Here is a 23,828-nt window from a genome sequence, read left to right on the forward strand (position 1 = left end):
GGAACTCCAGTATGTCTCGCCAGGACGCGAACGCAGCCTTTGCCTTGTCTTCCTTTTTGCAGGGCACCAACGCCACCTATATCGACGAAATCTACGCCCGCTACGAGAAGGACCCGTCCTCGGTCGATGCCGAGTGGCAGGAGTTCTTCAAGAGCCTGAACGACGCGCCCGCCGACATCAGCAAGAACGCGGAAGGGCCGTCTTGGGAGCGGGACAACTGGCCGCTGACGCCGAAGGATGATCTGACCTCCGCCCTCGACGGCAACTGGGCCGAGGTCGAGAAGGCGGTCGGTGCCAAGATCGCCGCCAGGGCGCAGGCCAAGGGCGGCGATAAGGGAGGCGACATTTCCTCCGCCGACCTGCTCCAGGCGACGCGCGACTCCGTTCGCGCCCTGATGCTGATCCGCTCCTACCGCATGCGCGGCCACTTCCACGCCAAGCTCGATCCGCTCGGCATCGAGGCCCAGCGCAACCGTGAAGAGCTCGACCCGCGCACCTACGGCTTCAGCGAAGCCGATTTCGACCGCAAGATCTTCCTCGATCACGTGCTCGGGCTCGAATACGGCAGCTTGCGCGAGATCACCGCGATCTGCGAGCGCACCTACTGTCAGACGCTCGGCGTCGAGTTCATGCATATCAGCAATGCCGCGCAGAAGGCCTGGATCCAGGAGCGCATCGAGGGACCCGACAAGGAGATCTCGTTCACCCGCGAAGGCCGCAGAGCCATCCTGATGAAGCTGATCGAAGCCGAAGGCTTCGAGAAGTTTTGCGATACCAAGTTCACCGGCACCAAGCGCTTCGGCCTTGATGGCGGCGAATCGCTGATCCCCGCGCTGGAGCAGATCATCAAGCGTGGCGGCAATCTCGGCGTGAAGGAGATCGTGCTGGGCATGCCGCATCGCGGCCGCCTCAACGTGCTGACCCAGGTGATGGGCAAGGCACACCGCGCGCTGTTCCACGAATTCAAGGGCGGCTCGGCCAATCCCGACGCGGTTGAAGGCTCCGGCGACGTCAAATATCACCTCGGCGCCTCCTCGGACCGCGAATTCGACGGCAACCGGATCCATCTGTCGTTGACCGCCAACCCCTCGCATCTCGAGATCGTCGATCCCGTCGTGCTCGGCAAGGTGCGTGCGAAGCAGGACCAGCACGGCGATCCGCCGGACATGCGTATCTCCGTCATGCCGCTCCTGATGCATGGCGACGCCGCGTTCGCCGGCCAGGGCGTGGTCGCCGAGTGCTTCGGCCTGTCGGACCTGAAGGGCTACCGCACCGGCGGCTCCGTGCACTTCATCGTCAACAACCAGATCGGCTTCACGACCTATCCGCGCTACTCGCGCTCCTCGCCCTATCCATCCGATGTGGCGAAGATGATCGACGCGCCGATCTTCCACGTCAACGGCGACGATCCGGAGGCCGTCGTGTTCGCGGCCAAGGTCGCGACCGAATTCCGGCAGAAGTTCCACAAGCCCGTCGTCATCGACATGTGGTGCTACCGCCGCTACGGCCACAATGAGGGCGACGAGCCGGCGTTCACCCAGCCGGTGATGTACAAGCGGATCGCGGCCCATCCGTCGACCCTCACGCTGTACTCCAAGCGCCTGATCGCCGAAGGCGTGGTTACCGAGGGCGAGGTCGACAAGCTGAAGGCCGACTGGCGCGCCCGGCTCGATGCCGAGTTCGAGGCCGGCACCTCCTACAAGCCGAACAAGGCCGACTGGCTCGACGGCAAATGGGCGGGCTTCAAGATCGCCGACCAGGAAGAGGATGCGCGCCGCGGCGTCACCGGCGTCGACCTGCCAATCCTGAAAGACATCGGCCGCAAGATCACCAAGGTGCCGGACGGCTTCCGCGTCCACCGCACCATTCAGCGCTTCCTCGATAATCGCGCCAAGGCGATCGACAACGGCGTCGGCATCGACTGGGCGACCGGCGAGGCGCTGGCGTTCTGCTCGCTGCTCAACGAAAACCACCACGTCCGCCTGTCCGGACAGGACTCCGAGCGCGGTACCTTCTCGCAGCGCCACTCGGTCCTGATCGACCAGGAAGACGAGAGCCGCTACACGCCGTTCAACCATCTCGGCAGCCAGCAGGGCCACTACGAGGTCATCAACTCGCTGCTGTCGGAAGAAGCCGTGCTCGGCTTCGAATACGGCTATTCGCTCGCCGAGCCGAACACGCTGACGCTGTGGGAAGCCCAGTTCGGCGACTTCGCCAACGGTGCGCAGGTCGTGTTCGACCAGTTCATCTCCTCGGGCGAGCGCAAATGGCTGCGCATGTCCGGTCTCGTCTGCCTGCTGCCGCACGGCTATGAGGGCCAGGGGCCGGAGCACTCCTCGGCGCGCCTCGAGCGCTTCCTGCAGATGTGCGCGGAAGACAACATGCAGGTGGTCTATCCGACCACGCCGGCGAACTACTTCCATGCGTTGCGCCGCCAGCTCCATCGCGAGATCCGCAAGCCGCTGATCATGATGACGCCGAAGTCGCTGCTTCGTCACAAGCGGGCGGTGTCGCGTCTCGAAGAGCTGGCGAAGGGAACGACCTTCCACCGCATCCTGTACGATGACGCCCAGATGCTGCCCAGCGAGGCGATCAAGCTCGCTCCGGACGAGAAGATCCGCCGCATCGTGCTCTGCTCCGGCAAGGTCTATTACGACCTCTACGAGGAGCGCGAGAAGCGCGGCATCGACGACATCTACCTGATGCGCGTCGAGCAGCTCTATCCTGTGCCGCTGAAGGCGCTGGTCGCCGAGCTCTCGCGATTCAAGAAGGCCGAGATGGTGTGGTGCCAGGAAGAGCCCCGCAACATGGGTGCATGGCACTTCATCGAGCCCTATCTGGAATGGGTGCTGAACCAGGTGAACGGCGTGAGCCGGCGTCCGCGTTATGTCGGCCGCGCCGCTTCCGCCGCGACCGCCACGGGTCTGATGTCCAAGCATCAGGCGCAGCTGAAGGCGTTCCTGGACGAAGCACTGAGCTGAGAAACTAGGACTTTGTCATGCCCCGCGAAGGCGGGGCATCCAGTACTCCGCGGCGTTCGTTTTTATCACGAAGGTCACGGCGTACTGGATTGCCCGCCTTCGCGGGCAATGACGTATTGAATTCATGACCGCATTGGCGATCCCTTAAGGAAGAGACCATGACTGAAATTCGTGTGCCGACGCTCGGCGAATCCGTCACCGAGGCCACTATCGGCCGCTGGTTCAAGAAGGCCGGCGATCCCGTCGCCGTCGACGAGCCCCTGGTGGAGCTCGAGACCGACAAGGTCACCATCGAAGTCCCCGCGCCTTCCGCCGGCACCTTGAGCGAGATCATCGCGGCCGACGGTGCGACCGTTGCGGTCGGCGCGTTGCTCGGCCAGATCACGGAAGGTGCCGGTGCAGCCAAGCCGGCCGCCGCGCCGGCCAAGGCTGCCGCTGCTCCGGCTGCCGCCGCTGCGGCTCCTGCTGCCGCTGCCGCTGCGCCGAAGACGCCGCCGGCCGACGCCCCACTCGCGCCTTCCGTGCGAAAACTGTCGGCCGAGACCGGCATCGACGCCTCGACCGTTCCGGGCTCCGGCAAGGACGGCCGCGTCACCAAGGGCGACATGCTGGCTGCGATCGAGCGCGCTGCGTCCGCGCCGACCCCGGTCAACCAGCCGGCTGCCGCGGTTCAGGTCCGCGCGCCTTCGCCGGCCGATGACGCCGCCCGCGAAGAGCGCGTCAAGATGACCCGCCTGCGCCAGACCATCGCGCGCCGCCTCAAGGACGTGCAGAACACCGCGGCCATGCTGACGACCTTCAACGAGGTCGACATGACCAACGTCATGGCGCTGCGCGCGCACTACAAGGACGCGTTCGAGAAGAAGCACGGCGCCAAGCTCGGTTTCATGGGCTTCTTCACCAAGGCCGTCGTGCAGGCGCTGAAGGACATCCCGGCGGTCAACGCCGAGATCGACGGCACCGACCTGATCTACAAGAACTACTACCACATCGGCGTCGCCGTCGGCACCGACAAGGGTCTCGTCGTGCCCGTGGTGCGCGACTGCGACCACAAGTCGATCTCCGACATCGAGAAGAGCATCGCCGATTTCGGCCGCCGCGCCCGTGACGGCCAGCTCAAGATCGACGAGATGCAGGGCGGCACCTTCACCATCACCAATGGCGGCATCTATGGCTCGCTGATGTCGACCCCGATCCTGAACGCACCGCAGTCCGGCATCCTCGGCATGCACAAGATCCAGGAGCGGCCGATGGTCGTCGGCGGCAAGATCGAGGTTCGCCCGATGATGTATCTGGCCCTGTCCTACGATCACCGCGTCATCGACGGCAAGGAAGCCGTCACCTTCCTGGTCCGCGTCAAGGAGAGCCTGGAAGATCCGGCGCGGTTGGTGCTCGATCTCTGATCCCTGTCGCTTTGCGAGCGCCGTCGCGATCAACGCGGCGGCGCGTGTCGAACCATGGAGGTGCGCATGACGGATAAGGTCGTTGTCATCACCGGCGGCAGCCGCGGCATCGGGCGGGCGACCGCGATCGCGGCGGCCGCGCGCGGCTATCGCGTCGTGGTCGGCTATGCCAGCAACAAGAAGGCCGCCGACGAGGTGGTCGCGCAGATCGAGGCCAAGGGCGGCAAGGCCATCGCGGTGAAATGCGATGTCGCCGAGGAAAGCGACATCCTCGCCCTGTTCAAGGAAGCCGACAAGCTGGGCACGCTTGGCGCGCTCGTCAACAATGGCGGCATCGTCGGCAAGAGCGGCGTGCGCGTCGACGAAATGTCGGCCGAGCGCATCCAGCGCGTGATGGCGGTCAACGTCACCGGCTCCATCCTCTGCGCGCGCGAAGCCATCAAGCGGATGTCGACCAGGCACGGCGGCGAGGGCGGCGTCATCGTCAACCTCTCGTCCGTTGCTGCCAGGCTCGGCGCACCCAACACCTATGTCGATTACGCCGCGTCCAAGGGCGCGGTGGATTCCTTCACCGTCGGCCTCGGCTACGAGGTCGCGGGCGAAGGCATCCGCGTTGCCGCCATCCGTCCCGGCCTGATCGACACCGAGATCCACGCTGCCGGCGGCGAGCCCGATCGCGCCCATCGCCTGGCCCACATGGTGCCGATGAAGCGCGTCGGCACCGCCGAGGAAATCGCCAATGCCATCGTCTGGCTGATGTCGGACGAGGCCTCCTACGTCACTTCAGCCATTCTCGATGTGTCCGGCGGTCGCTGACGCACCGCGCGGACGCTGACACATCCTCATCACGCCAAACCTCACGGGACTTTCTCTCATGGCTACCTACGATCTCGTCGTCATCGGCACCGGACCGGGCGGTTACGTCTGCGCGGTGCGCGCGGCCCAGCTCGGCATGAAAGTCGCCGTGGTCGAAAAGAACGCCACGCTCGGCGGCACCTGCCTCAATGTCGGCTGCATGCCGTCGAAGGCGCTGCTGCACGCTTCCGAGATGTTCGAGGAAGCCGGCCATTCCTTCGCGAAGATGGGCGTGTCGGTCTCGTCGCCGAAGCTCGATCTGCCGGCGATGATGAACTTCAAGCAGCAGGGCATCGACGGCAACGTCAAGGGCGTCGAGTTCCTGATGAAGAAGAACAAGATCGACGTGCTCAAGGGCACCGGCAAGATCCTCGGCACCGGCAAGGTCGAGGTCTCCGCCGACGGCAAGTCGCAGGTCATCGAGACCAAGAACATCGTGATCGCCACCGGCTCCGACATCGCGCGCCTCAAGGGCGTCGAGATCGACGAGAAGCGCATCGTGTCGTCCACCGGCGCGCTGTCGCTCGACAAGGTCCCCGGCAAGCTCCTGATCGTCGGCGCCGGCGTGATCGGCCTCGAGCTCGGCTCGGTCTGGCATCGTCTCGGTGCGGACGTCGTCGTGGTCGAATTCCTCGATCGCATCCTGCCCGGCATGGACGGCGAGATCGCCAAGCAATTCCAGCGCATCCTCGAGAAGCAGGGCTTTGCGTTCAAATTGGGGGCCAAGGTCACCGCGGTCGACACCTCGGGCAAGACGCTGAAGGCGACGATCGAGCCCGCCGCCGGCGGCGCGGCCGAGACGCTGGAAGCCGACGTCGTGCTGGTCTGCATCGGCCGCGTGCCCTACACCGACGGTCTCGGCCTGAAGGAAGCCGGCGTCGCGCTCGACGCGCGCGGCCGCGTGCAGATCGATCCGCATTTTGCCACCAGCCTGAAGGGCGTCTACGCCATCGGCGACGTCGTCGCGGGCCCGATGCTCGCGCACAAGGCCGAGGATGAAGGCGTTGCCGTCGCCGAGATCATTGCCGGACAAGCCGGCCACGTGAACTACGATGTCATCCCGGGCGTCGTGTATACCACGCCGGAAGTGTCCTCCGTCGGCAAGACCGAGGAGGAACTGAAGCAGGCGGGCATCGGTTACGCCGTCGGAAAGTTTCCGTTCACCGCCAATGGCCGCTCCAAGGTCAACCAGACCACTGACGGCTTTGTGAAGATTCTCGCAGATACGAAGACCGATCGCGTGCTCGGCGTGCACATCATCGGCCGCGAAGCCGGCGAAATGATCCATGAAGCCTGCGTTCTCATGGAATTCGGCGGCAGTGCGGAGGATCTCGCGCGCACCTGCCACGCCCATCCGACCCGCTCGGAGGCCGTCAAGGAAGCCGCGCTTGCGGTCGGCAAGCGGGCCATCCATATGTAACGATGTGCCCAGCACCGAATCGGGCGGGAGACATATGCTGCGCCGCCTTCTTCAACCGGTCTGGGTCCTGCTCGCGATCATCTTCCTGATCGAAGCCTGGCTGTGGGACCATCTCGAGCCGATCGTTGCCAAGGTCGTCGCGGCCATCCCGCTGGCGCGGTTCAAGCATTGGCTGACGGAGCGCGTCGATGCGCTGTCGCCGGCCATGACGCTGATCGTGTTCGCGGTCCCCGTCGTCCCGCTGTTTCCACTCAAGCTGGTCGGCCTCTGGCTGCTCGCGCATGAATATTGGACCGGCGCGTTCTTCACGATCGTGTTCGGAAAGCTCGTCGGCGTCGGCGTCACCGCCTTCGTGTTCGACGTCACGCGCCACAAGCTGCTGGAGATGCACTGGTTCGAGCGGATCTACGATCTGGTGCTGAAGGTGCGCGCCAAGGCCGCCGAACTGGTCGATCCGATCAAGCGCCGCATTCGCGAGCTGATCGCCGGCGGCGGAGAGGGATGGTCCTACCGCACGCTGCGCATGATCCAGCGCTTCCGCAGGAGCGTGCACCAGGCGCGGTGAGCTGCGCCATCATGACGCTCAGGTAGCCCGGATGAGCGCAGCGACATCCGGGGTCTTCCGCCGTGGCTTCCCGGATATCGCTGCGCTCATCCGGGCTACAACCTCAATGCAAATGCAACAGATGCGGCCACCACAGGCCGAGCGCGGTCATGAACAGGCCGGCGATCGTCAGCACGCCGCTGACGTAAGCCAGCGCTAGCATGCCGGTGATGATGGTGGCCGACGCCAGCACGATGCCGATCTGGAACGCCGCTGACGCCAGCTCGAAATGGTGGTATTTCGCGGTCGCCTCGTCGCGCGCATGCTCGGCGTGCTTGGCCTTCTCGGCGAGCTGCTCGGTGCCTTCGCCGGTCTCCGGCTCGGAGCGGTAGCGCTGTGCGGTCTTGGTCCAGTCGTCGATCTGCTTCTGCACCGCCGGCTTCATGGCGGCGTCGTCGGCCAGCGAACCCAGCGTCAGCTTGCCCTGCTCGGCCGCAGTGATCACCACGGTGCGGCGGATGCTCTTGGCCTGGAAGAATGCCCAGAGATTGGCGGCCTCGACGTTCTTGCTGATCGATTCGGTCTGGGCGCCCTTGCCGAGCGTCTCGGAGATCGCCAGGAACAGCGCCAGCACAGCGATCAGAAGCGCGATCTTCTTGTTCGAGCCGGACGCGTGCTCAGCGTGCTCGGCGTGCTCCATGCTTTCGTGGGCGCCCATCAATCTCTCCTGACTGTTTACCAACGATTGACCGAACCGCGCGACAGGCGCAAGTGCCAGCACCCGTGGCGTTTGCAATTAAGGGTTTTGCGCTCAGACTGTTCTAGCTCTGTTATATGACAACAGCGGAATTCATCGCAGCTTGCTTCTGGCCTTTCGTCGTCGTTGCTGTGCTCGTGCTCTGGAAGGTCCGCAACACCGGTGCAGCGGGGTTCATTGCACAGCTCGTAGTCGCCATTGCCGTCATCTACGCTGTCCTGCTGATATTTTATGGCAAGAGCTCGGTGATCGCGGTGAACGACGTCCATATCGGCGGAGTCGTTCTGGGCTTGGCTATCTTGGGCCATCGGCTTTTCATCTTGGACCTTCAAGGCTCATGGCAGGACAAGATGAAAGCGCTTGGCGTGATGATCTTGACCATGGCCCTCGGTGGAGGATTGATCTGGATGACCGGGCGGATGCTTTATCTCGACTTCCTCTCGCCCCGGCTCGTGATCGAAGGCCGCGTCGAAAAGCCAAGGACGTCAGGCAGCCGCAGAACTGACTATCTCGTCGACATCGGTGGACGAACGGTCAAGGTGACCGCGCCGCTTTACGAACGGCTGGAGAAATTCAGGCCGATAGTTCGTGTCGAGGTCGGACGCGGCTCGAACTACGTCTACGATATCGAGTATCTCGCCAACTGAAGCGTCATCGCCGCGGATGCGCGCTCGCATAGACTTCGAGAAGCCGCTCGGAATCGATGCCGGTATAGATCTGCGTGGTCGAGAGCGAGGAATGGCCGAGCAATTCCTGGATCGCGCGCAGGTCGCCGCCGCGCGAGAGCAGGTGTGTGGCGAAGGAGTGCCGGAGCGCGTGCGGCGTGGCGCTGTCGGGCAGGCCGAGCGCGCCGCGCAGCCGCTCCATCGCGAGCTGGATGATGCGCGGGCTCAGGGGCCCGCCGCGCGCGCCGACGAAGATCGCCCCCTCCGCGGGTAGCGGATACGGGCACATCGAAACGTACTCCTGCACCAGCTCCAGTACGTTTTGCAGCACCGGCACCATGCGGGTCTTGTTGCCTTTGCCTGTCACGACCAGCACGTCGCCTTCGCCGGGACGCGGCACCTCGCGGCGCTTCAGGCCGAGCGCTTCGGAGATGCGCAGGCCCGAGCCATACAGCAGCGCCATCACCGCAGCGTCGCGCGCCAGGATCCAGGTCTCGCGGTCCTCGCCGGCGCGCTCGTCGGCGTCGGCCAGGCGTTTTGCGGAGGCCATCGGCAGCGGTTTCGGCAGACTCTTCGCAACTTTTGGCGCACGGATTACGGACAATGCACCGACCTTGCCCTTGCCCTCGCGTTCGAGGAAGCGACCGAACGAGCGCAGGCCCGCCAGCGCGCGCATCAGGCTGCGGCCGGCAATGTCGTCGGCCCTGCGCATCGCCATGAAGGCGCGGATGTCGGTGGCCTCCAGCGCCGCGAAGCGCGCCAGCGTGACGCGCTCGCCCCAATGATTGCTGAGGAAATCCAGGCACTGCCGCAAGTCGCGGCCATAGGCCTCCAGCGTCTTCGGCGACAGCCGCCGCTCGGCGCCGAGATGCGACAGCCAGCGTGCCATCTCCTGCGCGATCGAGGGATCGGCGCTGGCGAGCTCGAGTCTTGGGGCGGCCGCTTTGCTCATGCGCTCTGGACGTGGTGATTCCACGCAGTATATCGCATCACACTCGTTTATCGTTCGCTAAGGCCGGCCCGCGGCGCTAGCCTGAAGTCCCCGAGTTCCGATTCTCCACCCATGGATCACACACCGCGCAGCACCGCCTCCGCCCACGCGACCGGCATGGTCGACGTGCTGGTGCCGGTCGCGCTCGACCAGACCTATTCCTACAAGGTGCCGCGCGGCATGGAGCTGAAGGCGGGCGATCTCATCAGTGTGCCGCTGGGCCCGCGCGAGGTGCTCGCCGTGGTGTGGGGCGAGAATGCCAATCCCGATCCGCGCCTGCACAATCGCCTCAAGGAGGTCAGCGAGAAGCTCGATATCCCACCGCTGAAGCCCGAGCTGCGCTCGGTGGTCGACTGGGTCGCCAATTACACGCTGAGTCCGCGCGGCATGGTGCTGCGCATGTGCCTGCGCATGGGCGAGAATCTCGGCCCGGAGCGGGTGCGCGCCGGCGTTCGTCTGGTCGGCGATCCCCCGAAGCGCCTGACGCCGGCACGGCAGCGCCTGATCGCGGTGCTGTCCGATCGGCTGCTGCACGGCAAGTCCGAGGCGGCCAAGGAAGCGGGCGTCTCCTCAGGCGTGATCGACGGCCTCGTCGACGAAGGCACGCTCACGGTCGAGCCGATGCCGCCGGCCCCGCCGCCGCCCGCGCCCGATCCGGATTTCGGCCGGCCGGATTTCTCGCCGCTGCAACGTGCCGGCGTGGATGCGATGCGCGCGCTCGCGGCCAACGGCACCTTCCATGTCGCGCTGCTCGACGGCGTCACCGGCTCGGGCAAGACCGAGGTCTATTTCGAAGCCGTGGCCGAGGTGATCCGTCGCGGAAAGCAGTCGCTGATCCTGATGCCGGAGATCGCGCTGACCGGTCAGTTCCTCGACCGCTTCGCGCAGCGTTTCGGCGTGCGGCCGATCGAATGGCATTCTGAATTGACGCCGCGCACCCGCGCGCGCAATTGGGCCGCGATCTCCAGCGGCACCGCGCCGGTCGTGGTCGGCGCTCGCTCGGCGCTGTTTCTGCCCTATGCCGATCTCGGCCTGATCGTCGTCGATGAGGAGCACGACCAGGCCTACAAGCAGGACGACGGCGTGCACTATCACGCCCGCGACATGGCGGTGGTGCGCGGGCATATCGCAAAAATCCCGGTCGTGCTGGCCTCCGCGACGCCGTCGGTGGAGTCCGAGGTCAATGCGCGCAAGAGCCGCTACCAGCGCATCGCGCTGCCCTCGCGCTTCGGCGGCCAGCACATGCCGCATATCGAGGCGATCGATCTGCGCCGCGAGCCGCCCGCGCGCGGCCGCTTCATCTCGCCGCGGCTTGCCGGCGAGATCAGGACGGCCATCGAGCGGCGCGAGCAGGCGCTGCTGTTCCTCAACCGGCGTGGCTATGCACCGCTGACCTTGTGCCGTGCCTGCGGCCATCGCTTCGCCTGCACCATCTGCGATGCCTGGCTGGTCGATCACCGTTTTCGCCAGCGGCTGGTCTGCCACCATTGCGGCTTCTCGATGCCGCGCCCGCACATCTGCCCGAACTGCTCGGCCGAGGAATCGCTGGTCGCGGTCGGGCCCGGTGTCGAGCGCCTGCAGGAGGAGGCGGCGGCGCTGTTCCCGGAAGCGCGCACCATGGTGCTGTCGAGCGATCTCATCACTTCGATCGAGACGATGCGAAGCGAGCTCGCCGAGATCGCGGAGGGCCGCGTCGACATCATCATCGGCACGCAGCTCGTCGCAAAAGGCCACAATTTCCCGCGGCTCAATCTGGTCGGCGTGGTCGATGCGGATCTTGGCCTCAGCAACGGCGATCCGCGGGCGGCGGAGCGCACCTGGCAATTGCTCAATCAGGTGATCGGCCGCGCCGGCCGCGAGCAGGGCCGCGGCGTCGGCTACCTCCAGACCCATCAGCCCGATCATCCCGTGATGAAGGCGCTGATCGCCTGCGACCGCGAGGCCTTCTACGACAGCGAGATCGACCTGCGCGAGAAGACGCTCTATCCGCCGTTCGGCCGGCTCGCGAGCCTGATCATCTCGGCAGGCGACCGCCCGAGCGCGGAGGGTTTTGGCCGCAAGCTCGTCGCGCTGGCGCCGCGCGACGAGCGTGTCGTGGTGCTGGGGCCGGCGGAAGCGCCGCTCGCCGTCATCAAGGGCCGCTACCGCTTCCGCATCCTGGTGAAATCGGCGCGGGGCTTCGATCTGTCGGATTACCTGCGCAGCTGGCTCGCGGTGTGCCCGAAGCCGACGGGCAATCAGAAGCTCGAAGTGGACGTCGATCCGCAGAGCTTCTTGTAGGCGCCACTGTCACCAAACGCTTGGTCGTCATTCCGGGGCGCGCGCAGCGCGAGCCCGGAATCCATTCTTCCACCAACTCTGCCGCGCGATGGATTCCGGGCTCGCGCTGCGCGCGCCCCGGAATGACGACAAAAAAAGCCCGCGGTCCCCCAAGACCACGGGCTTGTCTCACGCGCGCAGCAAACTGATGAAAACTGCGCGTGTGAGGAGAGGCGCTGAAGCGCCCCTTTAGGAAACGACTTCCGCGGTGACGCGGCCGACGCCGCGGCTGGTGAGGCCAATGGCGCGGGCGGCACCCGTGGAGAGGTCGAGCACACGCCCGCGAATGAACGGGCCACGATCGTTGATGGTGACGATGACGCTCTGGCTGCCATGGGTGACGCGCAGCTTGGTGCCGAACGGCAGCGAACGGTGCGCCGCAGTCATGGCGTTCTGGTTGAAGCGCTGGCCCGACGCCGTCCGGCTGCCGGATTCGTTGCCGTAAAAGGAAGCCATGCCGGAGAAGCTGCGGCCCGTCCCGGAGGTCGGCGTCATCGACGCATTGGCGTTGCGCCAATCGGAGGTCGCGTTGGTGTCGGTCTGGGCGTGGTGGCGGTGATGATGATGGTGCCGGTGATGCCGGGATTTGGCGGACGCTTCGGTGGCGGTTCCACCGATGAGAAGGGTTGCGGCGACGAAAGCGATCGCCGTACGCGGCCGGGTCACGGAGCCCAGCGTCTTCAAAGACAGCATTTATTGGTCCCTAAGCTAGTATTGCCACATGTGTGGCTAGTGGAGCCCCCATCAGTTTGTGAGCGGTTTGGCGTTTCGATTCCCAATGAGGCGTGAATTGGGCAGTAAATCGGGTATGTTTCGTCATGAAACATCTTGTTACCGTTGTGCGATAATCAGAGGATGTTCCTTAATCTTCGGCTTTAACGATTCATTAACCGCATGATTACTTCGTAATACTGTAAAGCGAAGTGATTGCTTCGATTGTTCAGAATTCGGTAAGTATTCGGCCAGTGGAACCGGCGACTTCGAAATCACGCCTCAGCGATCCGTGTTCATGGCCGCCATGCGCTAGGGGCGGGAACCAACCGCCGGGGCAGGCTCCCGGCAATTTCCGCAACGCGGGAGTCATCCGCCCGAGCGCGTCAGCGACGCCCTCGTGGCGTCGTCCGCTGCGACGAACTGGCGAGAGAACCTCGTGCCTTTAATTTGGCGTCATGTTGCACGTGCGCGCCTGCTATGTTAGCAAAGCCGCGATTTTAACGAGCCCGGCACCTCCCGTGCTGGTCGAAAATCGAAGTCCCGCTTGAATTCCAAGGGCTTGGATCGCTAGGCGCCGCTTCGTGGCGACGGTTTTTCCCTTGCGAGTTTGACAGCAAAAAGAGCGCGTCTGTGGCTGCAGAAGATACGTCCGTTTCAGGTGTGTCCGGCCGTTATGCAACGGCCTTGTTTGAACTGGCCCGCGACCAGAAAGTGGTCGACGAGGTCAAAGCCGATCTCGACAAATTCGATGCCTTGCTGAACGAAAGCGCGGATCTCAAGCGCCTCGTCCGCAGCCCGGTGTTCGCGGCCGACGCCCAGTCTCGGGCCCTCTCGGCCGTGCTGGCCAAGGCCGGCATCGCCGGCATCTCCGCCAACTTCCTCAAGGTGCTGACCGCCAACCGCCGCCTGTTCGTGGTGGCCGACGTCATCCGCGGCTACCGCGCCCTCGTCGCCAAGTTCAAGGGCGAGACGACGGCCGACGTCACCGTGGCGGAAGCGCTCTCGGACAAGAATCTCGATGCCCTCAAGGTTGCCCTGAAGTCGGTGACCGGCAAGGACGTCGCGCTGAACGTGAAAGTCGATCCCTCGATCATCGGTGGCCTCGTCGTCAAGCTGGGCAGCCGCATGGTGGATGGTTCGCTTCGCACCAAACTCAATTCGATCAAGCACGCGATGAAAGAGGCAGGCTGATGGACATCCGCGCCGCGGAAATTTCCGCGATCCTCAAGGACCAGATCAAGAATTTCGGCCAGGAAGCTGAAGTCTCCGAAGTCGGACAGGTGCTGTCCGTCGGCGACGGTATCGCCCGCGTCTACGGTCTGGACAACGTCCAGGCCGGTGAAATGGTCGAGTTCGAGAACGGCACCCGCGGCATGGCGCTGAACCTCGAAACCGACAACGTCGGCGTCGTTATTTTCGGTGCCGACCGCGAGATCAAGGAAGGCCAGACCGTCAAGCGTACCCGCGCCATCGTGGACGCGCCGGTCGGCAAGGGGCTGCTCGGCCGCGTCGTCGACGCGCTCGGCAACCCGATCGACGGCAAGGGTCCGATCCAGGCCGAGAAGCGCATGCGCGTCGACGTCAAGGCGCCCGGCATCATTCCGCGCAAGTCGGTGAGCGAGCCGATGGCGACCGGCCTCAAGGCCATCGACGCCCTGATCCCGATCGGCCGCGGCCAGCGCGAGCTGATCATCGGCGACCGCCAGACCGGCAAGACCGCGATCGCGCTCGACACCATCCTGAACCAGAAGCCGCTCAACGCGCAGCCCGACGAGAACATCAAGCTGTACTGCGTCTACGTCGCCGTCGGCCAGAAGCGTTCGACCGTCGCCCAGTTCGTGAAGGTGCTGGAAGAGCAGGGCGCGCTCGAATACTCGATCGTCGTCGCCGCCACCGCATCCGATCCGGCGCCGATGCAGTACATCGCGCCCTTCACCGGCTGCACCATGGGCGAGTACTTCCGCGACAACGGCATGCACGCGGTCATCATCTATGACGACTTGTCCAAGCAGGCCGTCGCCTATCGCCAGATGTCGCTGCTGCTGCGCCGCCCGCCGGGCCGCGAAGCCTATCCCGGCGACGTGTTCTATCTGCACTCCCGCCTGCTTGAGCGCGCGGCGAAGCTGAACAAGGACCAGGGCTCGGGCTCGCTGACCGCGCTGCCGGTCATCGAGACCCAGGCCAACGACGTGTCGGCCTACATCCCGACCAACGTCATCTCGATCACCGACGGCCAGATCTTCCTGGAAACCGACCTGTTCTTCCAGGGCATTCGTCCTGCCGTGAACGTCGGTCTGTCGGTGTCGCGCGTCGGCTCGTCGGCGCAGACCAAGGCCACCAAGAAGGTTGCCGGCAAGATCAAGGGCGAGCTCGCGCAGTACCGCGAAATGGCGGCGTTCGCGCAGTTCGGCTCCGACCTCGACGCCTCGACCCAGCGCCTGCTCAACCGCGGTTCGCGCCTGACCGAGCTCTTGAAGCAGCCGCAGTTCTCGCCGCTGAAGATGGAAGAGCAGGTCTGCGTGATCTGGGCCGGCACCAACGGCTATCTCGATCCGCTCCCGCTCAACAAGGTGCGTGCGTTCGAGGACGGCCTGCTCTCGCTGCTGCGCGGCAAGCACGTCGACATCCTCAACGCGATCCGCGACAGCCGCGATCTCTCCGACGACACCGCTGCCAAGCTGAAGTCGGTGGTCGAAGGTTTCGCGAAGAGCTTCGCTTAAGAGTGCCCGTCATGGCTGGGCTCGTCCCGGCCGTCCACGCGTCACCGCGTGGGGGCAGAAGACGTGGATGCCCGGGACAGGCCCGGGCATGACGAGAGGATAGGGTCGCGGTTGAGCCATAGGCTGATCGCTGGGGACGAAGAATGGCGTCACTTAAAGACATGCGCGTCCGCATCGCCTCCACCAAGGCGACGCAGAAGATCACCAAGGCCATGCAGATGGTCGCAGCCTCCAAGCTGCGCCGTGCGCAGACCGCCGCGGAAGCGGCGCGTCCCTATGCCGACAAGATGAGCGCGGTGATCTCCAACATCGCCAGCGCCGCCGCGGGCTCGCCCGGCGCGCCGGTTCTGCTGGCCGGCACCGGCAGGGATCAGGTGCATCTGCTGCTGGTCTGCACCGGCGAGCGCGGCCTGTCCGGCGCCTTCAACTCCTCGATCGTGCGTCTCGCCCGCGAGCGCGCCCTGGCGCTGATGGCGCAGGGCAAGGACGTGAAGTTCTTCTGCGTCGGCCGCAAGGGCTACGAGCAGCTGCGCCGCCAGTTCGACAAGCAGATCGTCGAGCATCTCGATCTGCGCAGTGTCCGCCAGCTCGGCTTCGTCAACGCCGAGGACATTGCCAAGAAGGTCCTGGCCCGTTTCGAGGCCGGCGAGTTCGACGTCTGCACGCTGTTCTATTCGCGCTTCAAGTCGGTGATCGCGCAGATCCCGACCGCCCAGCAGGTGATCCCGCTGGTCGTCGAGGAGAGCGCTGCTGCGAGCACCACGTCCTACGAATACGAGCCTGAAGAGGACGAGATCCTCACCCGCCTTCTGCCGCGCAACCTCGCGGTCCAGATCTTCCGCGCGCTGCTCGAGAACAACGCCTCGTTCTACGGTGCGCAGATGAGCGCGATGGACAACGCGACGCGCAACGCCGGTGAAATGATCCGCAAGCAGACGCTGGTCTACAACCGCACGCGTCAGGCGCAGATCACCAAGGAACTGATCGAAATCATCTCGGGCGCCGAGGCCGTCTGATCAAGGCGCGTCGGCACCCACCATACGCAAACATCCCGGTCACTGACCGTGGTCTAGAAGTTCGGATCGAAGGAGACATTCAATGGCAGCCCAGGTCGGTCGCGTCACCCAGGTCATCGGCGCCGTCGTCGACGTGCAGTTCGAAGGCCACCTCCCGGCCATTCTCAATTCGCTCGAGACCAAGAACGGCGGCAACCGCCTGGTGCTCGAAGTCGCCCAGCATCTCGGCGAATCTACCGTGCGCACGATCGCGATGGACACCACCGAAGGTCTGGTCCGCGGCCAGGAAGTGACCGACACCGGCGCTCCGATCCGCGTTCCCGTCGGCGAAGGCACGCTGGGCCGCATCATCAACGTCATCGGCGAGCCGATCGACGAGGCCGGCCCGGTCAAGTCGGAAGGCCTGCGCGCCATCCACCAGGAAGCGCCGAGCTACACCGACCAGTCGACCGAAGCTGAAATTCTCGTCACCGGCATCAAGGTCGTCGACCTGCTCGCGCCCTACGCCAAGGGCGGCAAGATCGGCCTGTTCGGCGGCGCCGGCGTCGGCAAGACCGTGCTGATTCAGGAATTGATCAACAACGTCGCGAAGGCGCACGGCGGCTACTCCGTGTTTGCCGGTGTCGGCGAGCGTACCCGCGAGGGCAACGACCTCTATCACGAGTTCATCGAGTCCAAGGTCAACGCCGATCCGAAGAATCCGGATCCGAGCGTGAAGTCGAAGTGCGCGCTGGTGTTCGGCCAGATGAACGAACCGCCGGGCGCCCGCGCCCGCGTCGCGCTCACGGGCCTCACCATCGCGGAAGACTTCCGCGACAAGGGCCAGGACGTGCTGTTCTTCGTCGACAACATCTTCCGCTTCACCCAGGCCGGCTCGGAAGTGTCGGCGCTCTTGGGTCGTATTCCTTCGGCCGTGGGTTATCAGCCGACGCTCGCGACCGACATGGGCGCGCTGCAGGAGCGCATCACCACCACGCAGAAGGGCTCGATCACCTCGGTGCAGGCCATCTACGTTCCGGCCGACGACTTGACCGACCCGGCGCCGGCGACCTCGTTCGCGCATCTTGACGCGACCACGACGCTGTCGCGCTCGATCGCCGAAAAGGGCATCTACCCGGCGGTGGACCCGCTCGACTCGACCTCGCGCATGCTCTCCCCGCTGGTCGTCGGCGAGGAGCACTACGCGGTCGCCCGTCAGGTCCAGCAGGTGCTGCAGCGCTACAAGGCGCTCCAGGACATCATCGCCATTCTCGGCATGGACGAGCTTTCGGAAGAGGACAAGCTGACCGTGGCCCGCGCCCGCAAGGTCGAGCGCTTCATGTCGCAGCCGTTCCACGTCGCCGAAATCTTCACGGGATCGCCGGGCAAGTTCGTCGAGCTCGCCGACACCATCAAGGGCTTCAAGGGCCTGGTCGAAGGCAAGTACGATCACCTGCCGGAGGCCGCCTTCTACATGGTCGGGACTATCGAAGAAGCGGTCGAGAAGGGCAAGAAGCTCGCCGCTGAAGCGGCGTAAGCTGGCGAACAGCGAATAGGGAGTGGCGAATAGCTGCTCCCTGTTTCAGCCACTCGCCATTCGCTACTCACCATTCGCAGGTTCTCAATGGCCACTTTCCATTTCGATCTTGTCTCTCCGGAAAAGCTCGCCTTCTCGGGTGAGGTCGACCAGGTCGACATTCCCGGCGTCGAGGGTGACTTCGGCGTGCTGGCAGGGCATGCGCCGGTCGTGGCTGCGATCCGGCCGGGCATTCTCACGGTGACCGCCGGGGGAAGGCACGAGAAGATCATCGTGCTCGGCGGCATCGCCGAGGTCTCCGACAAGGGCCTGACCGTGCTCGCCGACGTCGCGACCTCGCTGGACGAGCTCGACCGTGCGCAGTTCGCCGAGACGATCGCGGAGATGGAAGAGGGACTGAAGGAGCACGAAGGCGGCGAGCTCGATCACGCCATTGAGCGGCTCGACCACTTCAAGAGCATCCAGCAGCAGCTCAGCTCCACGGCTATGCACTAAGCCCCGGGGCACCGCTCCGGGGCTCAAGCTCCAGATTCCTGAACAGGTTCAGCGCTCGTCACGGAAGTGGCGGGCGTTGAAACTTTATTGCGGGATCGCTGGAGCTGCCGCCGATTTTATCGTGACGTGTCAAACACTTCGCTACTGTGCATGGGGTTGTTTTCGCACCTTCAGTTTCCGAAGGCAGCAAACTCTCGCGCCACGGCGCGGTACACGTCGCGGCGGAATGGCACCACGAGATCGACGACACGGTCGAGGCGCTCCCAGCGCCAGGCGTCGAACTCCGCGGGCTGCCCGTTGCGCGGTGTCAGCGGATCGATCTCGTCGTCGCGGCCGGTGAAGCGCAGCGCGAACCATTTCTGGCGCTGGCCTCGGAATTTCGCCAGCCGGTGCGTCTGCGGCCCGTCGTAGGGTGGGAACTCGTAGGCCAACCAATCGGTTTCGCCGAGAAAGTCGGCGCTCACGACATTGGTCTCCTCCCAGAGCTCGCGCATCGCCGCATCGCGCAGATCCTCGCCCTCGTCGACGCCGCCCTGCGGCATCTGCCAGTCGAGCCCCGGCAGGATGATCTCCGGCCCGTCGCCCTTGAAGCGGTGGCCGATCAGCACTCGGCCGTCGGTGTTGAACAGCGCGATGCCCACGTTGGGACGGTAGGGCTTTTCATTGGTCACTTGCAAATCTCTCTCGTCGTCATTCCGGGGCGCGCGTAGCGCGAACCCGGAATCTCGAGGTTCCGGGTTCGATGCTGTCGCATCGCCCCGGAACGACGGCAACCATTCAAACCTCTGCCAGCGCAGAAAATTCCTTCACCACGCGCTCATAGACCGGGCGCTTGAAGGGGATGATCAGCCCGGTGAGATTCTGCATCGGCTCCCAGCGCCAGCTCACGAATTCCGCCTTGTGGCCGCCACCGCCGGGCTTCTCGACGTTGATCTCGCTGTCCTTGCCGGTGAAGCGCACCGCGTACCATTTCTGGCGCTGGCCGCGGTAGCGGCCCTTCCAGGCGCGCCCCGCAACCGTGCGCGGAATGTCGTAAGTGAGCCAGTCCGGGACCTCGCCGAGCCGTTCGACCGAGCGCACGCTGGTCTCCTCGTAGAGCTCGCGCTTGGCGGCTTCCCAGGTGTCCTCGCCGGGGTCGACGCCGCCCTGCGGCATCTGCCAGACATGGGTGTCGTCGACATGCTCGATGCCGCCGGCGCGGCGGCCGATGAACACCAGTCCCTTTGGATTGAGCAGCATCACACCGACGCAGGTCCGGTAGGGCAGATCCTCGTAACGCGCCATTCCGCCAGACCTCTCGCATGCCCTAGGTCCGGCTTGATGCGGCCCCGCGGGAGCCGTGCCGTACCAATTCGTTGATTTAGCTGGATTTTGATTTCAGCATCGCGGTTGTCAATGGCACCAAAAGGATACCTCGGTCGCCCAATGTCTTGGTCCAGGCGCCGATGCGCTCGATCGAGACGGGCAGGGCGGAGGCCGTGCCGACAGCGATGCCGCGTTCGCGTGCGGTCGATTCGAGCTTGTTGAGGGCGCGGTCGATCTCGGTCGGCGTCGGCACCACGTCGATGGCTATGTCGCCCTTGCCGAACGGCATGGCCTGGTTCGCCGCGGCCTGGGGCGCAATGCTGCGGGGCGAGGAACCGTCGTCGAAGAAGCCGAGGCCGCGCTTGGCCGCCTCGCGGATGATCGGCTGCATCGCCGGCTCGGTCGCGATGAATCGCGCGCCCATGAAATTGGTGAGGCCGGCATAGCCCTGCATCCGGCTGAGGTGCCAGTACAGGCGGTCCATGTTCTGGTCGGGGCTGAGCGAGGTCAGCAGCGTCTGCGGCCCCGGATCGTTGTCGGGGAAGTCGTAGGGCTCCATCGGGATCTGGAGGAAGATCTCGTGGCGCTGGGCGCGGGCGCGCTCGGCGAGCTTGCCGGGGTCGGCGCCGTAGGGCGTGAAGGCCAGCGTCACCGCCGCCGGCAGCTTCATGATCGCGTCCAGGGTCTTGGCGGCGCCGACGCCGAGGCCGCCGATCACGATCGCAACCACGGGCATCTTGGCGGCCTTGGCGCGGTCGGCGTCCGCCGCATAGACGTCGAACGGCTTCAGCCCGTCGGCGGCCACCGGGATCATGCCGTAGCGCGATTTCTCCAAGAGCTTCGGATTGATTCCGGCCATGACGGGCGGCGGGGCGGATGCTGCTTCGCCCTTGTCGGCGGCATCGCCTCCGCCGATCACCACGTCGTGGCGGGCGCCGGTCGAGCCGTCGATCATGGTGATGGTCTTCTGCTCGCCGGGGGCGGCCTGCTTCGGCGTCTCCTTGGTCTCGTGCTTGCCCTCCGGCCTGCTCTCCGAGCCGTGGCCGGAGGCCGCCGGCTTCTCGTCCGTGGCATCGGGAGCGCGGATCGCGATCCGGGTCATCGGCTCGCCGCCGAGCGGATCCTTGTTGAAGATGGCGAAGCCGGCAAAGGTGAGGAGGAAGAGTCCGAGCAGGACGGCAAGCAGCTGCATGGCCGTGAACGGCAGCCGCAGCCGGCGTTTCCGGCGCGGCTTGTCCCGTCCGAGCGGCGCGCTCAGATCATCGGCCGTTTCAGTCATGCGAGATCCCGAATCACTCCAGCCGACGATACCATGCCGAGGTCAAGCGGCGGCAGGCCGGGATAGGCCGGAGAGGTCGGGAGCCCCACGCAAAAAGGGCGGCTCCAGGAGCCGCCCTTTTCGTCAGATCGCAGAATGCGAGGACTCAGTTCGCCGCCTTGGGCTTGTCGGCCGTGGCCTTGTTGTCGTTGCCCGGCGTCGGCGCCGCGGACGCGCTGTTCTTGATGCCGTGGAGCAGGTCGCCGGCGAGCTTGAGCGCCTTGTCGTCCTTGGCATCAGGCGGGACGTAGGACTGCGAGCCGGTCTTCTCGTCGCCGTCGTTCTTCAGATGGCCGCGCAGCGAGGCCTCGCCCTTGGTGTCGGTGCGCGACTTCAGCTCGTCCGGCACGTCCTGCAGCACCTCGATGTCGGGCACGATGCCCTTGGCCTGGATCGACTTGCCCGACGGCGTGTAGTAGCGGGCCGTGGTCAACCGCAGCGCGCCGTTGCCGCTTCCGAGCGGGATGATGGTCTGCACCGAACCCTTGCCGAACGAGCGCGTGCCGACGATGGTCGCACGCTTGTGGTCCTGCAGTGCGCCGGCGACGATTTCCGACGCCGAGGCCGAGCCGCCATTGACCAGCACGATGACCGGCTTGCCCTTGGTGAGGTCGCCCGCATGCGCGGTGCGGCGCTGGGTCTCCTCGGCATTGCGGCCGCGGGTCGAGACGATCTCGCCCTTCTCCAGGAAGGAGTCCGAGACGGTGACCGCCTCCTCGAGCAGGCCGCCCGGGTTGTTGCGCAGGTCGATGATGAAGCCCTTGAGCTTGTCGCCGCCGATCTGGTTCGTGAGGTTGCCGACCTCGCGCTTCAGGCCTTCGGTGGTCTGCTCGTTGAAGGTGGTGATGCGGATGTAGCCGATATCGTCCTGTTCGACGCGCGCGCGCACCGAGCGGACGCGGATGTTGTCGCGCACGAGCGTGACGTCGATCGGATTGTCCTGGCCCTTGCGGATGATCTTGAGCTTGATCTTGGTGTTGACCGGGCCGCGCATCTTCTCGACCGCCTGGTTCAGCGTCAGGCCCTGCACCGCCTCGTCGTCGAGGTTGGTGATGATGTCGTTGGCCATGACGCCGGCGCGCGAGGCGGGCGTGTCGTCGATCGGCGAGACCACCTTGATCAGGCCGTCTTCCATCGTGACCTCGATGCCGAGACCGCCGAACTCACCGCGGGTCTGCACCTGCATGTCGCGGAAGCTCTTGGCGTCCATGTAGCTCGAATGCGGATCGAGGCCGGTGAGCATGCCGCTGATGGCGGATTCGATCAGCTTGGTGTCGTCGGGCTTCTCGACATAGTCGGAGCGCACGCGCTCGAAGACGTCGCCGAACAGATTGAGCTGGCGATAGGTGTCCGCGGTGGCGGCTCGCGCGCTGGAGCCCATGAAGACCGCGCGCGGCTGGGTCACGAACAGCGTCAGCGCTGCACCGGTGGCGGCGCTGAGGAGGATTACTGAAGTCTTGCGCATCATCCGCGAACCTTCTCGCCTTCATTTGCGGCCCACCATGGGCCTGGATCGATTGGAGTGCCGTCTTTACGGAACTCGACATACAGCACAGGTTGACTCGCGTTCGTGGCGAGAATGGAGGCGACTTGAGAGGTCGACCCCATGGTCGCGACCGGCTCCCCCGTGAGCACAAACTGTCCGATGTTGACCGAAATGCGCTCCATCCCGGCGATCAGGACATGATACCCGCCACCGGCGTTTAGGATCAAGAGTTGTCCATAGCTGCGGAACGGCCCGGCATAGACCACCCAGCCGTCACACGGCGTCGTAACCTGGGAGCCGGGCCTCGTGGCCAGCGAAATCCCCTTCTGGACCCCGCCAACCCCGTCGGAACCGCCAAAATCCCTGATCTTGTTACCGTTAACCGGGAGAGGCAAAAGGCCCTTGGCGGAAGCGAAGGCGATCGCCGGGGTGGTGCGGGACTTGTCCTTGAAAGCGCCCGGGCCCGACTTGGCGCCGACGTTGGCGCTGGCGGCCGCCTTGGCCTCGGCCTGCCTTGCGGCCTCCGCGGCCTTCTCGGCAGCCTTGGCGGCGCTTTGCAGGTCCTGCTCCATCTTGGCAATCAGTCCCTGGAGATCGCCGACCTGCCTTGAAAGCGCGATGGCGCGCGAATTCTCGGCGTCCAGGTCCTTCTCGCGCGCCGCCTGCTGGCGTTGCCGCTCGTCGACCAAAGCGGCGAGCCGGGTCTGATCGTTGCGGACCCTGTCGCGGTCAGAGGCGAGCTGGTCGCGCTCGGTGGCAATGGCCTTGCGCAAGGCCACGAGCTCGCCGAGCTCGGCCGCGATCTTCTCGGCGCGGCCGCGCAATTCCGGCACGACGGCACCGAGCAGCATCGCCGTGCGCAGTGATTGCAGCGCATCTTCGGGCCGCACCAGCAGCGCCGGCGGCGTGCGCCGGCCGGCGCGCTGCAAGGCCGCGAGCACTTCGACGATGTCGGCCCGGCGTGAATCGAGCGAGCTGCGCATCTGCTGCTCGCGGCCGTTCAGCCCGCGCAGCCGCGCTTCGGCCTCGTCGATCTTGGTCTCCACCGTGCGCACATTGGCGGCGGTTTCGATCAACTGCTGATTGAGCTGGGTTCGGTCCTGGCCGAGCGCGGTGATCTCGGCCTTCAGCCTGGCCTGCGCTTCTTCCGCGCTTCGTTGCCTGGCGCGCGCAGCTTCCAGCTCCTGCTCGCGCTGCTTGATCGCGTCGGGCGAGATGGCTGCGGTCTGGGGCGCCGGTGTTGCCGTCTGGGCTTGCGCGAGGCTTGCGCCGGCGACGTTGGCGATCAGCAGCAGGTTGAGAATCGGCGCTCGCATCGCTTCT

At 65.3% G+C, this 23,828-nt stretch carries 20 protein-coding genes; 12 read left to right on the forward strand and 8 right to left on the reverse strand.

The features are described from left to right. The first annotated feature begins 11 nt into the window (after positions 1-11). The 5 genes from EDE08_RS34960 (at position 12) to EDE08_RS34980 (ending at position 7,224) form a co-directional block, all read left to right on the forward strand. The gene (locus EDE08_RS34960; RefSeq protein ID WP_131874130.1) at positions 12-2,981 is read left to right on the forward strand and encodes a 2-oxoglutarate dehydrogenase E1 component; all 2,970 of its coding nucleotides are present in this window, start codon (positions 12-14) and stop codon (positions 2,979-2,981) included. A 158-nt stretch (positions 2,982-3,139) separates the two neighbouring features. Next, positions 3,140-4,384: a 2-oxoglutarate dehydrogenase complex dihydrolipoyllysine-residue succinyltransferase gene (gene odhB / locus EDE08_RS34965; RefSeq protein ID WP_131874128.1), complete on the forward strand. Its 1,245-nt coding sequence runs from the start codon at positions 3,140-3,142 to the stop codon at positions 4,382-4,384. Positions 4,385-4,450: 66 nt separating this feature from the next. After that, positions 4,451-5,200 (forward strand): SDR family oxidoreductase, encoded by a 750-nt coding sequence (locus tag EDE08_RS34970; protein WP_165936336.1) that lies wholly within the window; start codon positions 4,451-4,453, stop codon positions 5,198-5,200. A 58-nt stretch (positions 5,201-5,258) separates the two neighbouring features. Continuing rightward, positions 5,259-6,659: a dihydrolipoyl dehydrogenase gene (gene lpdA, locus EDE08_RS34975; protein ID WP_131874124.1), complete on the forward strand. Its 1,401-nt coding sequence runs from the start codon at positions 5,259-5,261 to the stop codon at positions 6,657-6,659. Positions 6,660-6,693: 34 nt separating this feature from the next. After that, entirely contained in the window at positions 6,694-7,224 is a 531-nt protein-coding gene (locus tag EDE08_RS34980; protein WP_131874122.1) for a hypothetical protein, read from the forward strand. Between the two features lie 103 nt (positions 7,225-7,327). Here the strand turns inward: EDE08_RS34980 and EDE08_RS34985 are convergent, their stop codons facing one another. Then, a complete protein-coding gene (locus tag EDE08_RS34985; RefSeq protein WP_131874120.1) occupies positions 7,328-7,921 on the reverse strand; it encodes a DUF4337 domain-containing protein in 594 nt (197 codons plus the stop codon). Positions 7,922-8,097: 176 nt separating this feature from the next. On the opposite strand from EDE08_RS34985, the gene EDE08_RS34990 reads away from it, so the two are divergent. Next, complete coding sequence (locus EDE08_RS34990) at positions 8,098-8,607, forward strand: hypothetical protein (RefSeq protein ID WP_245524980.1); 510 nt, start codon at positions 8,098-8,100, stop codon at positions 8,605-8,607. Between the two features lie 4 nt (positions 8,608-8,611). Here the strand turns inward: EDE08_RS34990 and EDE08_RS34995 are convergent, their stop codons facing one another. Beyond that, positions 8,612-9,577, reverse strand: coding sequence for a tyrosine recombinase XerC (locus EDE08_RS34995; RefSeq protein ID WP_131874116.1), 966 nt, complete (start codon positions 9,575-9,577; stop codon positions 8,612-8,614). Positions 9,578-9,688: 111 nt separating this feature from the next. Between EDE08_RS34995 and EDE08_RS35000 the strand changes: the two genes are divergently transcribed. Beyond that, on the forward strand, positions 9,689-11,896 hold the full coding sequence (locus tag EDE08_RS35000) for a primosomal protein N' (protein WP_131874114.1): 2,208 nt from the start codon (positions 9,689-9,691) through the stop codon (positions 11,894-11,896). Positions 11,897-12,124: 228 nt separating this feature from the next. On the opposite strand, the gene EDE08_RS35005 is transcribed toward EDE08_RS35000, so the two are convergent. Then, positions 12,125-12,628, reverse strand: a complete 504-nt coding sequence (locus EDE08_RS35005) for a septal ring lytic transglycosylase RlpA family protein (protein WP_131874112.1) — start codon at positions 12,626-12,628, stop codon at positions 12,125-12,127. Between the two features lie 651 nt (positions 12,629-13,279). Between EDE08_RS35005 and EDE08_RS35010 the strand changes: the two genes are divergently transcribed. The 5 genes from EDE08_RS35010 (at position 13,280) to EDE08_RS35030 (ending at position 18,396) form a co-directional block, all read left to right on the forward strand. Next, positions 13,280-13,840 (forward strand): F0F1 ATP synthase subunit delta, encoded by a 561-nt coding sequence (locus EDE08_RS35010; RefSeq protein ID WP_131874110.1) that lies wholly within the window; start codon positions 13,280-13,282, stop codon positions 13,838-13,840. Then, positions 13,840-15,369, forward strand: a complete 1,530-nt coding sequence (gene atpA, locus EDE08_RS35015) for a F0F1 ATP synthase subunit alpha (protein ID WP_131874108.1) — start codon at positions 13,840-13,842, stop codon at positions 15,367-15,369. The genes EDE08_RS35010 and atpA overlap by 1 nt, the downstream gene beginning before the upstream one ends. 143 nt (positions 15,370-15,512) lie before the next feature. After that, entirely contained in the window at positions 15,513-16,385 is an 873-nt protein-coding gene (locus EDE08_RS35020; RefSeq protein ID WP_061880208.1) for a F0F1 ATP synthase subunit gamma, read from the forward strand. 82 nt (positions 16,386-16,467) lie between these two features. Then, complete coding sequence (gene atpD / locus EDE08_RS35025) at positions 16,468-17,901, forward strand: F0F1 ATP synthase subunit beta (RefSeq protein WP_131874106.1); 1,434 nt, start codon at positions 16,468-16,470, stop codon at positions 17,899-17,901. A gap of 87 nt (positions 17,902-17,988) precedes the next feature. Continuing rightward, entirely contained in the window at positions 17,989-18,396 is a 408-nt protein-coding gene (locus tag EDE08_RS35030) for a F0F1 ATP synthase subunit epsilon (protein WP_131874104.1), read from the forward strand. A gap of 170 nt (positions 18,397-18,566) precedes the next feature. On the opposite strand, the gene EDE08_RS35035 is transcribed toward EDE08_RS35030, so the two are convergent. The 5 genes from EDE08_RS35035 to EDE08_RS35055 all read right to left on the reverse strand — a co-directional run bounded on the left by EDE08_RS35035 (position 18,567) and on the right by EDE08_RS35055 (position 23,821). After that, on the reverse strand, positions 18,567-19,067 hold the full coding sequence (locus tag EDE08_RS35035; protein WP_131874102.1) for an RNA pyrophosphohydrolase: 501 nt from the start codon (positions 19,065-19,067) through the stop codon (positions 18,567-18,569). 106 nt (positions 19,068-19,173) lie between these two features. Further along, positions 19,174-19,680, reverse strand: a complete 507-nt coding sequence (locus EDE08_RS35040) for an RNA pyrophosphohydrolase (RefSeq protein ID WP_131874100.1) — start codon at positions 19,678-19,680, stop codon at positions 19,174-19,176. Between the two features lie 76 nt (positions 19,681-19,756). Further along, complete coding sequence (locus EDE08_RS35045; RefSeq protein ID WP_131874098.1) at positions 19,757-20,980, reverse strand: divergent polysaccharide deacetylase family protein; 1,224 nt, start codon at positions 20,978-20,980, stop codon at positions 19,757-19,759. A 145-nt stretch (positions 20,981-21,125) separates the two neighbouring features. Continuing rightward, positions 21,126-22,487, reverse strand: coding sequence for a S41 family peptidase (locus EDE08_RS35050; protein ID WP_131874097.1), 1,362 nt, complete (start codon positions 22,485-22,487; stop codon positions 21,126-21,128). Continuing rightward, entirely contained in the window at positions 22,484-23,821 is a 1,338-nt protein-coding gene (locus EDE08_RS35055; protein WP_131874095.1) for a murein hydrolase activator EnvC family protein, read from the reverse strand. Before EDE08_RS35055 ends, EDE08_RS35050 begins: the two co-directional genes overlap by 4 nt. Positions 23,822-23,828 lie beyond the last annotated feature (7 nt).

Origin of the sequence: Bradyrhizobium sp. R2.2-H (genome assembly GCF_004346455.1) — a bacterium.
Classification (GTDB): domain Bacteria; phylum Pseudomonadota; class Alphaproteobacteria; order Rhizobiales; family Xanthobacteraceae; genus Bradyrhizobium; species Bradyrhizobium diversitatis.